This window comes from Cellulomonas xylanilytica, assembly GCF_007989805.1.
Taxonomy (GTDB): Bacteria; Actinomycetota; Actinomycetes; order Actinomycetales; family Cellulomonadaceae; genus Cellulomonas; species Cellulomonas xylanilytica.
In genome coordinates this window covers 122,199-135,953 of record NZ_BJUB01000008.1, presented here as the reverse complement: position 1 = coordinate 135,953, position 13,755 = coordinate 122,199, and the positions used below count along the sequence as shown (strand labels likewise).

The window sequence follows — 13,755 nt, the reverse complement described above, 5'->3', positions numbered from 1 at the left end:
ACCGACGCCGCTACGACCCGGACGCGGCCGGTCCCGTCTCCACCGGCCGCGCCGGGTCGTTCGACCACTGTGACCACGACCCCGGGTACAGCGCTGCCTCGACGCCGATCGACGCCAGCGCCGCGACCTCGTGCGCCGCCGTCACCCCCGAGCCGCAGTAGACGGCGACCGGCCCGTCGACCGCCGCGAACCGCTCGCGCAGGGCCGCGTCGGGCAGGAACTTGCCGTCGGGTCCCACGTTCCCCGCCGTCGGCACCGAGAGCGCCCCGGGGATGTGGCCCGCGCGCGGGTCGACGGGCTCGACGTCACCGGCGTACCGCTCGGCCGCGCGGGCGTCGAGCAGCGCGCCGTCCCAGCCCGCGGCCTGGTCGGCGTCGATCGTCGGCAGCGCCCCGGGGCGCAGCACCACGTCCCCCGGCTCCGGAGTCACGGATCCGGTCTCGAGCGGGAGCCCGGAGTCCGTCCACGCCGCGAGGCCACCGTCGAGCAGCCGCACGTCCCGCACGCCGGCCCAGCGCAGCAGCCACCACACGCGCGCCGCCGACATCCCGCCGACGGCGTCGTAGGCGACGACCGGCCGCTCCCCCGTGACGCCCCAGCGCCGCGCGGCGGCCTCGAGCTGCGCGAGGTCCGGCAGCGGGTGGCGCCCCTCCTGCGCGGAGGCCGGGGCGGCGAGCTCGGTGTCCAGGTCCACGAACACCGCGCCCGGCAGGTGCCCCTCGCGGTAGCGGTCGTAGCCGTCCGTCTGCCCCAGCGCCCAGCGGACGTCGAGCAGCACCGGCGGCTCGTCGCTCCGCAGCGCCTGGTCCAGCGCCGTGGCGTCCACGATGACCGCGTCCCTCGTCATGCGGTCTCCTCCCGACCACGCAGGTCCAGCCGCATGGTCCACGCGTCGATGTTCCCCGGTTGGTAGTACGCCCGGCGCATGCCGAGCCGCTCGAAGCCCACGCTCTCGTACAGGTGGATCGCGGGGTCGTTGTCCACCCGCACCTCCAGGAGGACGACCGCGGCGCCGACCGTCCGAGCGCGGTCGAGCAGGGCGTCGAGCATCCGCCGGCCGAGCCCGCGCCCCTGGAACCGCTCGTCCGTGCCGATCGTCATCACCTGCGCGTCGAACCCGTCGAACCACAGGCCCGCGTACCCGACCAGCTCACCGCCGACGACCACGCCCACGTACCAGCGTCCGGGACCCTCGATCTCCGCGGCGAGGCTCTCCGGCGACCACGCGGCCGCCCCGAACAGGTCCACCTCCATGCGCTCGAGGGCCGGGAGGTCCGCCGGGGTGAGGGGTCGGACGACCACGTCGTCGAGGGGACCCGTCATCCGAGCACGCGCTTGCGCGCGGCCTGCGGCACGGCGTCGGGCCGACGCAGGTAGAGCGGCTCCGTGCCCAGCGCCCGCCCCGCCGCCAGCCGCTCGTGCGCCAGCCGCGCGAGCTCGGCCGGCTCCGGGTCGAGGAGCCCGAGCCCGTCCAGGTCCGGGCGGGCATCGGCGACGAGCGGGGCCACCGCCTCGCCGGGGAGGACGCCCGCGCCGGCGTCGAGCACGTCGGCGTACAGCAGCGCCCCCCGACCCACGGCGAGCGTCCCGGCGGTGCGGGGGTCCGCGGCGACGTCGGCGGCTGCCGCGACCGCGGGTGCGGCGAGGACCTCGATCCGCCCGGCGTCGACCAGCCGGTACAGCGACCAGTACACCTCGCGGCGCCGTGCGTCCGTCGCGACCAGCACGTCCGTCCCGGGTGGCAGGACGCGCGACGCACGGAGGGCCACGGCGTCGAGGCTCGGGACGCCGTGCACCGGGATGCCGAGCGCGAGCGCGAGCGTGCGTGCGGTGACCAGCCCGACGCGCAGGCCGGTGAACGGCGCGGGACCCGTGCCGACGACCACCGACGTGAGCTCGCGACGGTCGACGCCGGCGTCGGCCAGGACGGCCGCGACCATGGGGGTCAGCAGCTCCGCGTGGTGGCGCTGCTGCTGGTCCGAGCGCTCGGCCAGCAGCACGCCGGAGTCGTCGGTCAGGGCCACCGCGACGGCGGCGGACGTGTCGAGGGCGAGGACGGGCACGGGGTCAGCCTCCCACCGGCTCGGCGTCGGGCAGCGCCACGTCCGCCCACCGTGCACCGACGGCCCGGACGGTGACCACGCGCTCCCCCGCGGCGGCGTCGTCCAGGTCGTCGTCGGCCAGCGTCCCGCCGCGAGGACGTTGCAGCGTGACCTCGAGGCGGTCCTGCGCGAGCGACTCGACCCACCCCTCGCCCCACTCGACCACGGTCACGGCCTCGTCCAGGCTCGCGTCGAGGTCGAGCGCGTCCACCTCCTCGAGAGAGCCCAGCCGGTAGGCGTCGACGTGCACGAGAGACGGACCGCGGGAGCCGTCGGGGCGCACGAGCGGCGGGTGCTCGCGCGCGATGATGAACGTCGGCGAGGCCACCTGCCCGCGCACCTGCAGGCCGGCGCCGATGCCCTGCGTCAGCGTCGTCTTGCCGGCCCCCAGGTCCCCCGTGAGCACGACGAGGTCGCCCGGCCGGAGGACGTCCGCGAGCGCGCGACCGTACGCCCGGGTGGCCTCGGCATCGCGCAGCGTGACCGTCGTCGTCGCTGTCGTGGTCATGACGTCACCGCCTCGCTGTCGACGTGCACCCGCGGCACCCGTGCGCCGACCCGCGTGACGATCTCGTAGGAGATCGTGCCGGCGGCGACCGCCCAGTCCTGCGCGGTCGGTCCGCCGTCGCGACCGCTGCCGAACAGCTCGACGCGGTCCCCGGCCTGCTCCGTGGCACCGGGCCCGAGGTCGACCACGACCTGGTCCATGCACACGCGTCCGGCGACGCCCAGCGTGCGACCACCGACGCGCACGGGACCGCCGGGCTGCTCCTGCGTGCCCGAGGCGTGCCGCGGGATGCCGTCGGCGTAGCCCAGCGGCACCAGCCCCAGCACCGTGTCCTGCGTCGTGACGTACTGGTGCGCGTACGAGACGCCGTGCCCGCCGGGCACCGCCTTGACGTTCGCCAGCTCGGCCTCGAGCGTCATCGCCGGCACCAGGCCGTACTCGTCGTGCCCGCCCAGCTGCGGGACGGGCGACAGGCCGTAGACGGCGATGCCGGGCCGCACCAGGTCGTAGTGCGAGGCGGGCGTGGTCAGGGTCGCCGCCGAGTTGGCCAGGTGCCGCACCTCGAGCCGGACCCCGGCGCGCTCGACCGTGCGCAGCGCGTCGGCGAACACCTCACCCTGGTGCTTCACGGTCGGGTGCTCGGGCTCGTCGGCGAACGCGAGGTGGCTCCACAGGCCGACGACGTCGACCGCCCCCTCGGCCTGCAGCCGCAGGACCTCCGGAAGCAGCTCCGCCAGGTCCGCCGGCGTCAGCCCGTTGCGGCCCAGCCCGGTGTCGACCTTGAGGTGCGCGCGCGCCGGACGACCGGCCGCGCGTGCGGCGGCGGCCAGCTCGTCGAGCGCCCACCGCGCGGACACGGACACGTCCACGTCGGCGTCGACCGCCTCCCTGAGGGGCGCACCGGGGGCGTACAGCCACGTGAGCACCCGGGTGCCGGCGATCCCACCGCGCCGCAGCGCGAGCGCCTCGTCCATCTGGGCGGCGCCCAGCCAGGTGGCACCACCGGCGACGGCGGCGGAGGCGGTGGGCAGCAGACCGTGGCCGTAGCCGTCGGCCTTCACGACGGCCATGACCTGCGCGGTGGGCGCGTGCGCGGCCAGCGACCGGACGTTGGAACGGACGGCCGCGAGGTCGACGACGGCACGTGCGGGGTACGAGCTCACGGCGCCCAGTCTCGCACCGGTCGTCACGCCAGGTGGACGACCACGTCGGCGCGCGCCGCCGTCGCCGCGACCAGCCGGGCGTTGCGCTCGTCGGGCCCGTGCGACCACGCGCGCGCGGCCTCCGGCGACTTGCCGAAGGCCTCGTGCCGGGCTACCAGCCGGGTCAGCCGCACGCCGTCGTCGGGCGCGAGGAACCACGACTCGTCGAGCAGCCCGGCCACCGGGCCGAAGCCGTGCTCGTCGAGCAGCAGGTAGTTCCCCTCGACGACCACCAGCCGGACCTCGGGCGGGACCGCGATCGCACCGGCGACGGGGTTGCGCAGGTCGCGACGGTACTCGGGCGCGTACACCGTCCGGCCGGGGTCCCGCAGGCGCGTCAGCAGCGCGACGAACCCGTCGGCGTCGAACGTGTCCGGTGCACCCTTGCGCTCGGCACGACCGATCCGCTCGAGCTCCGTCTGCGCGAGGTGGAACCCGTCCATGGGCACGACGACCGCCGTCGGCCCGACGGCGGCGACCACCTGCGCGGCGACGGTGGACTTGCCGGCCCCGGGTGCGCCGGCGATGCCCAGCAGCCGCCGGGGACCGCCGGTCAGCAGCGCCTCCACGCGGGCGACGAGATCGGGCGTCAGCGTCACGCGCCCAGCAGCTCCGCGATCGTGGCCGGCAGCGCGTCGGCGACGGCTCGCGCCGAGATCGGCCCGCCGGGGTTGGCGCGGTGCGCGGCGCGGCCGTGCACCAGCGCCGCGGTGGCCGCGAGCGCGGCCACCAGCGACGGGTCCTCGTGGACCGCGTCGACGCGACCGGCCAGCAGCGCGCCCAGCAGACCGGCCAGGACGTCGCCCGCCCCGGCGGTCGACAGCCACGCCGGGGCGTCCGCCTGGGCGTAGGCGGCGCCCTGCGCACCGGCGACGACGGTCACCGGACCCTTGAGCAGGACGGTCGCACCGGTGAGCTCGTGCACCCGGCGCGCCCAGCGCAGCGGCTCCGCCTCGACCGCGGCCCGGTCGACGTCCTCGCCCCGCTGGGCCAGGAGCCGCGCGAGCTCGCCCGCGTGGGGGGTGAGCACCGCGTGCGGGCCGACGTGCGCGGGGAGCAGCTCGAGCGCGCCGGCGTCGACGACCGCCGCCTCGCCGCGCTCGCGCACGTGCTCGAACGCGTACCCGATGCGTCGTCGCTGCCCGGCGTCGTCCGGGGAGACCCCCGGCCCGAAGACCCACGACTGCACGCGACCGTGCCCCACGACGACCTCCGGGTGCGCGGCGACCACGACGTCCCCGACGTCACCCAGGTACCGGACCATGCCCACGCCGGCCTGCACGGCCGCGCTCGTGGCCAGCACCGCGGCGCCCGGGTAGGCACGCGAGCCGGCCACGACGCCGACGACGCCGCGCGTGTACTTGTGCGCGTCGGGCGCCGGCACGGGCCACAGGTCGGCGACGTCACCCGGCTCGAGCCGCACCACGGCCGGCGAGCCCGCGAGGTCGAGCCCGAGGTCGACCAGCTCGACGCGACCCGCCGCACCGGTGCCCGGCGGCAGCACGAGGCCGGGCTTGAGCCCGCCGAACGTGACCGTCAGGTCCGCGTCGAGGACCGTCCCGTCCCGGCGCCCGTCGTCGACCCCGAGGCCCGACGGCACGTCGACCGCGATGACGTAGGGACGACCACGAGCGACCAGTGCGTCCACCAGCGCGCCCGCCGTGCCACGCAGACCGGACCCGTCCGACCCGATGCCGAGCAACCCGTCGAGCACCAGGTCCGCGCCCGCGGCCAGCGCGACCGCGTCGTCGACAGGCCCCTCGACCCGCAGCACGCGCCCTCCGGCCCGCAGCAGCGCCGCGAGCCCGCCCTCGTGCACCCGCGCCCCGGTCAGCACCGCGTGCACGTCCACCCCGCGCCGGGCGAGCAGCGCACCGGCGTGCAGGGCGTCGCCGCCGTTGTTCCCCGGACCGGCGAGCACGGCGACCCGCGCACCGCGGACTACTCCGCGTCGCTCGCGCAGCACGGCGGCCGTGCGGACGTGCAGCGCGAACGCGGCCCGTTCCATCAGCGGGACGCCGAGCGCCAGGAGCGGCTCTTCGGCCGCCCGCACCTGCGCGGAGGTCCAGGTCTGCAGCACGCTCCTCATCCTGACGGGTCAGGGCTCATCCGCACGAGGACACGTCCTGCGGATGCCCGATCGCATCGATTCGATCTCGGGACGCGCCCACGCCCGAGCGCGGGTAACGTGCCCGCATGCGCTTCGGACTCTTCATCCCCCAGGGCTGGCGGCAGGACCTCACCGGCATCGAGCCCCGCGACCACTGGCAGACCATGAGCGGCCTGGCCACGCACGCCGACGAGGGCGACGCCTTCGAGTCGATCTGGGTCTACGACCACTTCCACGCGGTCCCCGAGCCCAACGGCGAGGCGACCCACGAGGCCTGGAGCCTCATCAACGCGTTCGCCGCGAGCACCAGCCGCGTGCGGCTCGGCCAGATGTGCACCTGCATGGCGTACCGCAACCCGGCCTACCTCGCGAAGGTGGCCACGACGGCCGACATCATCTCGGGCGGTCGCGTCGAGATGGGCATCGGCGCCGGCTGGTACGAGCACGAGTGGCTCGCGTACGGCTACGGCTTCCCGTCGGCGGGCCAGCGGATCGCGATGCTCGACGAGGGCGTGCAGATCTTCAAGCAGATGTGGACCAACGGCACGGCGACCCTCGCCGGCGAGCACTACAAGGTCGACGGCGCCCAGCTGTCGCCCCTGCCCCTGCAGGTCGACGGCCCGCCGCTGTGGATCGCCGGCGGCGGCGAGAAGAAGACGCTCCGGATCGCCGCCGAGCACGCCGCCTACACCAACTTCGCGGGCGCGCCCGAGGCGTTCACGCACAAGTCGGAGATCCTGCGCGGCCACTGCGACGCCATCGGGCGCCCGTTCGAGGAGATCACCCGCTCGGCCAACTACAACGTGGTCATCGGCGCCACGGAGGCCGAGGTCGACGACCGCATCGCCTGGGTCGAGGAGCACCTGAGCAACACCGTCCCCGGCAAGGCGGCCGAGGTCGCGGAGGACTTCCGCAACGGTCCCCTGGTGGGCACGCCCGAGCAGATCGTCGAGAAGCTCCAGGAGCTGGAGAAGCTCGGCATGACCTACGCGATCACCTACTTCGCGGAGGCGGCCTACGACCGCTCCGGCATCGAGCTGTTCGAGTCGCAGGTCGTCCCGGCGCTGCGCTGAGGCCTGCGACCGGTTCAGTCGCGCTCGGCGATGACGACGGCGGACGCGATGCCGGCGTCGTGGGAGATCGACAGGTGGAACCGGTCGACACCGGCGGCGGCTGCGGCGGCCGCGACGGTGCCGACCACCTCCACCACCGGCTGCGCCCCGGCCACCCGGCGCACGGTCGCGTCCTGCCAGCTCATGCCGGCAGGCGCGCCGAGGGCCTTGGCGATGGCCTCCTTGGCCGCGAACCGCGCGGCCAAGGAGGTCTCGGGCATCTCCTGCTCCTCGGGGGTGAACAGCCGCGTGCGCAACGCCGGCACCCGGTGCAGGGTGTCGACGAAGCGCGCGACGTCGACGACGTCGATGCCCACTCCGACGATCACGCGACGATCACTCGACGGTGACGGACTTCGCCAGGTTGCGCGGCTGGTCGACGTCGAGACCCTTGGCGGTCGCCAGCTCGCACGCGAAGACCTGCAGCGGCACGACGGCCAGCAGCGGGGCCAGCAGCGTGGGTGACTGCGGGACGAAGAAGACCTCGTCGGCGTACGGCAGCACGTCGTCGTCGCCGTCCTCCGCGATCACGAGGGTGCGGGCGCCGCGCGCCCGGATCTCCTGGATGTTGGAGACGACCTTCGAGTGCAGCGAGTCCCGTCCGCGCGGCGACGGCACGACGACGAAGACCGCCTGCCCCTCCTCGATGAGCGCGATCGGCCCGTGCTTGAGCTCCCCGGCCGCGAACCCCTCGGCGTGGATGTACGCGAGCTCCTTGAGCTTGAGCGCGCCCTCCATGGCCACCGGGAACCCGACGTGGCGGCCGAGGAACAGCACCGACGTCGTGTCCACCATGGACCGCGCGGTCTCGCGCACGCGGTCGGCCCGGTCGAGCACCTGCTGGATCTTGTCCGGCATGGCACGCAGCTCGGTGAGGATGGTGGAGACCTCGTCGGCGTACTTGTTGCCGCGCAGCTGCGCGAGGTAGAGGCCGAGCAGGTAGGCCGCGGTGATCTGGGCCAGGAACGCCTTGGTCGACGCCACCGCGATCTCCGGGCCGGCGTGGGTGTACAGCACCGCGTCGGACTCCCGCGGGATGGTGGAGCCGTGGGTGTTCACCAGCGCGAGCACCTTGGCGCCCTGCTCGCGCGCGTGCCGCACGGCCATGAGCGTGTCCATGGTCTCGCCCGACTGCGACACCGCCACGACCAGAGTGCGCTCGTTGACGACCGGGTCGCGGTAGCGGAACTCGTGCGCCAGCTCGACCTCGACGGGGATCCGGCACCAGTGCTCGATCGCGTACTTCGCGACGTGCCCGGCATAGGCGGCGGTGCCGCACGCGACCACGATGATCTTGTCCACCGACCGCAGGACCGACTCGTCGATCCGGATCTCGTCCAGCACCAGCCGCCCGTGCACGTCGGTCCGGCCGAGCAGCGTGTCCGCGACGGCGTGCGGCTGGTCGTGGATCTCCTTGTCCATGAAGGACGCGAAGCCGCCCTTCTCGGCGGCGGCGGCGTCCCAGTCGACCGTGTAGCGACGGGCCTGCGCGGGCCGGCCGTCGAAGTCGGTCACGGCGACGGAACCCGGGGTGATGGTGACCACCTGGTCCTGGCCCAGCTCGAGCGCCTCGCGCGTGTGGGAGATGAACGCCGCGACGTCGGAGCCGAGGAAGTTCTCGCCCTCGCCGATGCCGACCACCAGCGGGGAGTCGTGCCGCGCGCCGACCACGACGTCGGGCGCGTCCTCGTGGACGGCCAGCAGCGTGAACGTGCCGTGCAGGGTGCGCGCGACCGCCGCCATCGCGGCGGTCAGGTCCCCCGTCGTCTCGTAGGCCCGCGCGATGAGCTGGGCGGCGACCTCGGTGTCGGTCTCGGACGTGAACGTGACGCCGTCGGCCTCGAGGCCCGCCTTGAGGACGGCGAAGTTCTCGACGATGCCGTTGTGGATCACGGCGAGCTTGCCGGCCACGTGCGGGTGCGCGTTCACGTCGGTGGGGCCGCCGTGGGTGGCCCAGCGGGTGTGGCCGATCGCGGCGGTCGACTCCGGGAGCGGCCGCAGGTCGAGCTCCTCGACGAGGTTCGCCAGCTTGCCGGCCTTCTTCGCTGTGGCCAGCGTGCCCGTCGGGCTGACCAGCGCGACCCCCGCCGAGTCGTATCCGCGGTACTCGAGGCGTCGCAGACCCTCCAGCACCACGTCCAGGGGGCGGTCGCTGGCTACCTGGCTACCGACGTAGCCGACGATTCCACACATGACCGCGAGTCTAGTCGGCGACGGTCGCGCGCCCTGTCGCCCCGTTAGGACGCGGCGCGCAGCACCGGCAGCTCGGCCTCGTCCAGGACGTGGCCCTCCATGAGCGCCAGCGCGTCGCCCAGCGTGGTGCTCGGCGTGCCGGTGACCTCGTCGTCGAGCGCGTAGACGGTGTACACGTACGTGTTCCCCTCGACGCACGGCCCGCCGTAGCTCCCGGTGCCGCGGAAGCTGTCCCCGACGATCCCGCCCTCGACCATCCCGTCGTCCGCGGCCGCCAGCCCCGTGGCGGCCGGGTCGATCCCGGTGACCACCCAGTGCACGTAGCTCGGGTGCGCGGGATCCGTGAACGTCACGACGAGCGACCGGGTCCCCGCCGGCACCCCCTCCCAGGCGAGCGTGGGCGACCGGTTCTCCCCCGCGCAGGTGCTGCCGTAGACGCCGGTGGCCCACGCCGGGAGGGCCCCTGTGTCATCGAGGTCGGGGCTCGTCAGCACGAGGTCGGTGGTCGGCGTGGGGATCGGTTCCCGGGCGTCCGCCGCACAGCCACCCAGCGCACACGCCGCGACGAGGGCGAGTCCTGCACGTGCTCGTCGCGCGGCCCGGACCGTGACCATGTCGCCTCCTCGGGCGTCGACCGCCCCGGAACGTCCCCGGGCACGGCATTACATTGTTATGGCCATAACGTAGTGATGTGACCACAGCGACGTCAACGCTGCCCCTGCGCGACCGGATCCTCGCCGAGACCGTCAAGATCCTCGGCACCGAGGGCCCGGCCGCTCTCACCGTGCGCCGCATCGCCGCGCTCTCCGGCTGCTCGACCATCGGGGTGTACACCCACTTCGGCAGCAAGTCCGCGCTCGTCGACGCGGCGATCATGGAGGCGTTCGCGGGGCTCGACCGGGCCCTGGCGCCGATCGACACGCTGCACGGCGTCGACCGGCTGCTCCGCGGCGCGCACGCGTACCGCGACTGGGCGCTCGAGCACCCGCTGGAGTACACGGTGATGTTCACCCCGAGCATCACCGCCGGAGAGGCGACCGACGCCTCCGCACAGCGCGGGGGCCTGTCGCTCGACGACCACGTCGCCCGGACGCAGGACGCCGTGAACCGCGGCGAGCTCACGGGCGACACCGAGACCATCGCCCGCACGCTCTGGTCCCAGGTCCACGGCTGGGTGATGACGGAGATCCTGCAGGCCGGGCCCGGCAGGGGCACCCCGACCGACGCCGCCCGCCGGGAGTTCGACGCCGGGGTGCGTGCGGTGCTCCTGGGCTTCGGCGCGCCCACCACCGCCGATCCCGTCCCTCCCGTGCACACGCCCCGGCCCGCCGCCGTGGCACCGGCGTCGCCCTACGTCGACCTCGACCGCGCCGCCTGGACCCGGCTCTCCGCGTCCACGCCGCTGCCGCTCACCGACGCCGACGTCGAACGCCTCGCGGGCCTCGGGGACCCGATCGACCTCGCCGAGGTCGACGCCATCTACCGCCCCATCTCCCGGCTGCTCGACCTGCACATCGAGGCCACCCGCGGGCTGCACGCCGCGTCGAGCACGTTCCTGCGCGAGGACGTCGGCGGGACGCCGTTCGTGATCGGCGTCGCGGGCTCCGTCGCCGTCGGCAAGTCCACCACCGCGCGACTCCTGCGCGAGCTCCTGGCGCGGTGGCCGGCGACGCCACGGGTCCAGCTGATCACCACCGACGGGTTCCTCTACCCCAACGCCGAGCTCGAGCGCCGCGGGCTGATGGACCGCAAGGGCTTCCCCGAGTCCTACGACCGCCGCGCGCTGCTCCGGTTCGTCTCCAAGGTGAAGGCCGGCCGGCCCGAGGTCAGCGTCCCTGTCTACGACCACCTGACCTACGACATCCTGCCCGGCCGCGAGATTGTCGTGAACCGCCCCGACGTGCTCATCGTCGAGGGGCTCAACGTGCTCCAGCCCGCCCGGCCGACCGCCGAGGGCACGTCCAACCTGGCCGTGAGCGACTTCTTCGACTTCTCGATCTACGTCGACGCCCGCACCAGCGACGTGCGGCGCTGGTACGTGGACCGCTTCCTGGCGCTGCGGCAGACGGCGTTCGCCCGACCCGAGTCGTACTTCCACCGGTACGCCGCGCTGAGCGACGACGAGGCCGTGGAGCGCGCCGAGCGGATCTGGGACTCGATCAACCAGCCCAACCTCGTGCAGAACATCCTGCCCACGCGCAGCCGCGCCACCCTCGTCCTGACCAAGGACAGCGACCACGCGGTGGAACGGGTGCGGCTGCGCAAGCTGTAGCGCTCAGCGGCTCACCGCTGCGCCGTCGGCTCCGCGGGGATCACGAGCCGGACCGGGTACTGCTCGCTGTCCGTCTCCTCGAGCGCCTCCAGGGCGACCGAGACCGCCTCCTGCGGGGACCCGCAGCGGTCCGTCGGCCACACCGGACGGACGGCGCGACCCAGGGCGTCGACGAGCCAGAGCGAGGGAGCCGTGACGGAGGCGCTGCTGCACGTCCCGCCACGCTGCGCCGAGGGCCGGCGCAGTGCCGCGACGAGCGGGTCGAGGTCGCCCTCACGGCGGCTCGCGGTCAGCGCCACCCACGTGCCGGACGAGTCCTGCAGGGTCCCTCCCGGCGCGCAGACGACGACGCTGACGGGGAGGAAGTCGTCCGGCACGCGACCGGCGTCGGGGGCGTCCGCGTGCGGGGTCCCTGTGTCGCTGGTCGCGCCGGCCGCCACCAGACCCAGGTCGGTGAGGACCTGCGACGAGAGGCAGTCGGCGTCGTTGACCACCACCGCGGTGGGCGCGTCCTGCGCCTGCTCACCCGGGCTGCTGCACGCGGTGACGCCCAGGAGCAGCGCAGGGGGCAGCATGAGGCCGACGACCCACCGTCCACGCACGCCCATCTCGCCCCCTGTCTGCATCCGGCCATGCCGGACCACACCCCCGGGGGTGTGATCAGGCACGGGAGCGCCGACCGCGACGTCGACACAGTCAGAGAGTAAGCACAGTCATGGGCGAAATGACACGGTGATACCGGATCGTTAGGCGGCGGGGTCGGATCGTGAGCGTCCTGTGACCGGAGCGCTCGCCTGCGCCTGCGGGACGACCTCCTCGCCGGCCACCCGGGGCGCCTGAGCGCCCTCCACGACCGGACGGTGGTGGGTCAGCTTCCGCAGCACCCAGTCGACGACCAGGCCGATCGCGAGCCCCCCGACGACGCCGACCGCGACCGCGACGAGCGTGTGGTCGTGCAGCCAGGCACCGGCGCCGATCCCGATGAGCGCCGAGTAGCAGCCCCACGTGACGGCGGCGATGGCGGTGAGTCCCATGAACCGGCGCCGGCTGTAGCCGACCGCCCCCGCGGTCATGTTCACCGCGACGCGGCCGATCGGGATGTAGCGGGCGGCGATGATGAACGCCGCGCCGCGGTTCTCCAGAGCGTTCTCGGCCCAGTCGACGGCCGCCTGACCCTTGGCGGACCGCAGGAAGCGCAGGTCACGCACCTTGACCTTGGTGCCGATCTGGTACGCGATCTGGTCGCCGGACCAGGCGCCGGCCGCCGCGACCAGCATGATCAGGGCCAGGTTCGGCGTGCCCTCGGCCATGGCCACGGCGGACAGCGCGATGACGATCGACTCGCTCGGGACCGGCGGGAAGAACCCGTCGATGGTGGCGAACAGATAGAGCACGACGAAGATCCACGGGGAACCTACGAGGGCCAGGGCCCACCCCTCCAGCACGTGACATCAGCTCCTGCGTCGTGCACCCGGCGGTGGTCCGCCCGATGTCGTGCCCCCACGGTAAGTCGCCACAACACCCGGACGACATAGGGGTGACCCCCGGTTCATCCCTGGTGCAGCCCCGATTCATCCCGGGGTCGGACGCCGGCTCCACCCGGGGTCTGGTGCTCAGTCCAGCCCGAACCCCAGTGCGCGCGCAGCGGCGGCGGGCGTAGGCTCCGCCGCCCACCGCGCACCGAAGTCGTCGGTGGCCGCGAGCGAGCGCAGCTCGGCCCGGTCCAGGTACAGCGTCCCGGCGAGGTGGTCGGTCTCGTGCTGGACGATGCGCGCGGACCAGCCGCCCACGATCTCGTCCACAGCGGCGCCGCTCTCGTCCGTACCGGTCAGGTGCACGTGCCGCGCGCGGGCGACGACCGCCTGGTAGCCGACGACGCTCAGGCAGCCCTCGTAGAACGCGGCACGCTCGTCGCCGACCGGGGTGTACCGCGGGTTCACCAGGACCCGGTACGGCAGCGGCTCGCGCTCCCGGACCTGCGCGTGCTCCTCGAGGACGGTGCCCGGGTCCTCGAGCACCGCGATCGCCACCGGCAGCCCGAGCTGCGGCGCCGCCAGCCCGACGCCGGGTGCCGCCCGCATCGTCCGGTGCATCACGTCGAGGAGCGCGGTCAGCTCCTCGTCGGACAGCTGACCGTCGTACGGCGTGGCCACGGTCCGCAGCGCCGGGTGCCCGGCCTGGACGATGGGCGCCACACCCTCGGGCGAGCGCGTGCCGGACTCGATGATCCACAGCGCCACGTCACGCAGCGCCTGG

Annotated in this window: 15 protein-coding genes and 1 pseudogene; 3 read left to right on the top strand and 13 right to left on the bottom strand. The window is 74.2% G+C overall.

Translation table 11 applies throughout. The features are described 5' to 3' along the window. Nucleotides 1–10 precede the first annotated feature (10 nt). The 7 genes from CXY01_RS13590 to CXY01_RS13560 are packed head-to-tail and all read right to left on the bottom strand — an operon-like array spanning nt 11 to nt 5,901. Nucleotides 11–847, bottom strand: a complete 837-nt coding sequence (locus CXY01_RS13590) for a sulfurtransferase (RefSeq protein ID WP_146927954.1) — start codon at nt 845–847, stop codon at nt 11–13. Beyond that, nucleotides 844–1,323: a ribosomal protein S18-alanine N-acetyltransferase gene (gene rimI / locus CXY01_RS13585; protein ID WP_146927953.1), complete on the bottom strand. Its 480-nt coding sequence runs from the start codon at nt 1,321–1,323 to the stop codon at nt 844–846. The genes CXY01_RS13590 and rimI overlap by 4 nt, the downstream gene beginning before the upstream one ends. Continuing rightward, entirely contained in the window at nt 1,320–2,063 is a 744-nt protein-coding gene (gene tsaB, locus CXY01_RS13580) for a tRNA (adenosine(37)-N6)-threonylcarbamoyltransferase complex dimerization subunit type 1 TsaB (RefSeq protein ID WP_146927952.1), read from the bottom strand. The genes rimI and tsaB overlap by 4 nt, the downstream gene beginning before the upstream one ends. Nucleotides 2,064–2,067: 4 nt before the next feature. After that, on the bottom strand, nt 2,068–2,610 hold the full coding sequence (gene tsaE, locus CXY01_RS13575; RefSeq protein ID WP_146927951.1) for a tRNA (adenosine(37)-N6)-threonylcarbamoyltransferase complex ATPase subunit type 1 TsaE: 543 nt from the start codon (nt 2,608–2,610) through the stop codon (nt 2,068–2,070). Further along, entirely contained in the window at nt 2,607–3,773 is a 1,167-nt protein-coding gene (gene alr / locus CXY01_RS13570) for an alanine racemase (protein WP_371862774.1), read from the bottom strand. The genes tsaE and alr overlap by 4 nt, the downstream gene beginning before the upstream one ends. Before the next feature lie 23 nt (nt 3,774–3,796). Next, the gene (locus CXY01_RS13565) at nt 3,797–4,411 is read right to left on the bottom strand and encodes a nucleoside/nucleotide kinase family protein (RefSeq protein ID WP_146927950.1); all 615 of its coding nucleotides are present in this window, start codon (nt 4,409–4,411) and stop codon (nt 3,797–3,799) included. Continuing rightward, on the bottom strand, nt 4,408–5,901 hold the full coding sequence (locus CXY01_RS13560) for a bifunctional ADP-dependent NAD(P)H-hydrate dehydratase/NAD(P)H-hydrate epimerase (RefSeq protein WP_146927949.1): 1,494 nt from the start codon (nt 5,899–5,901) through the stop codon (nt 4,408–4,410). Before CXY01_RS13560 ends, CXY01_RS13565 begins: the two co-directional genes overlap by 4 nt. Before the next feature lie 107 nt (nt 5,902–6,008). On the opposite strand from CXY01_RS13560, the gene CXY01_RS13555 reads away from it, so the two are divergent. Continuing rightward, nucleotides 6,009–6,995, top strand: a complete 987-nt coding sequence (locus CXY01_RS13555) for an LLM class F420-dependent oxidoreductase (RefSeq protein WP_146927948.1) — start codon at nt 6,009–6,011, stop codon at nt 6,993–6,995. A gap of 14 nt (nt 6,996–7,009) precedes the next feature. Here CXY01_RS13555 and CXY01_RS13550 read toward each other — a convergent pair whose 3' ends face one another. From CXY01_RS13550 to CXY01_RS13540, 3 genes are read right to left on the bottom strand one after another with little or no spacing between them, the layout of a single operon-like run. After that, a complete protein-coding gene (locus CXY01_RS13550) occupies nt 7,010–7,363 on the bottom strand; it encodes a holo-ACP synthase (protein WP_146927947.1) in 354 nt (117 codons plus the stop codon). Nucleotides 7,364–7,370: 7 nt separating this feature from the next. Beyond that, the gene (gene glmS / locus CXY01_RS13545; RefSeq protein WP_146927946.1) at nt 7,371–9,227 is read right to left on the bottom strand and encodes a glutamine--fructose-6-phosphate transaminase (isomerizing); all 1,857 of its coding nucleotides are present in this window, start codon (nt 9,225–9,227) and stop codon (nt 7,371–7,373) included. 44 nt (nt 9,228–9,271) lie between these two features. Further along, on the bottom strand, nt 9,272–9,841 hold the full coding sequence (locus CXY01_RS13540) for a YbhB/YbcL family Raf kinase inhibitor-like protein (protein ID WP_146927945.1): 570 nt from the start codon (nt 9,839–9,841) through the stop codon (nt 9,272–9,274). Nucleotides 9,842–9,918: 77 nt separating this feature from the next. Between CXY01_RS13540 and CXY01_RS21205 the strand changes: the two are divergent. Both CXY01_RS21205 and coaA read left to right on the top strand, forming a co-directional pair. Continuing rightward, nucleotides 9,919–10,476 (top strand): annotated as a pseudogene (locus CXY01_RS21205) (TetR/AcrR family transcriptional regulator); the annotation flags it as partial. Nucleotides 10,477–10,536: 60 nt separating this feature from the next. Further along, a complete protein-coding gene (gene coaA / locus CXY01_RS21200) occupies nt 10,537–11,499 on the top strand; it encodes a type I pantothenate kinase (RefSeq protein ID WP_246125373.1) in 963 nt (320 codons plus the stop codon). A gap of 11 nt (nt 11,500–11,510) precedes the next feature. Here coaA and CXY01_RS13530 read toward each other — a convergent pair whose 3' ends face one another. From CXY01_RS13530 to CXY01_RS13520, 3 genes are all read right to left on the bottom strand, one after another. After that, entirely contained in the window at nt 11,511–12,101 is a 591-nt protein-coding gene (locus tag CXY01_RS13530; RefSeq protein ID WP_146927943.1) for a hypothetical protein, read from the bottom strand. Between the two features lie 144 nt (nt 12,102–12,245). Beyond that, nucleotides 12,246–12,944, bottom strand: coding sequence for a DedA family protein (locus CXY01_RS13525; protein WP_246125335.1), 699 nt, complete (start codon nt 12,942–12,944; stop codon nt 12,246–12,248). A gap of 168 nt (nt 12,945–13,112) precedes the next feature. Next, nucleotides 13,113–13,739 (bottom strand): peptide deformylase, encoded by a 627-nt coding sequence (locus CXY01_RS13520; RefSeq protein ID WP_246125333.1) that lies wholly within the window; start codon nt 13,737–13,739, stop codon nt 13,113–13,115. Nucleotides 13,740–13,755: the final 16 nt, after the last annotated feature.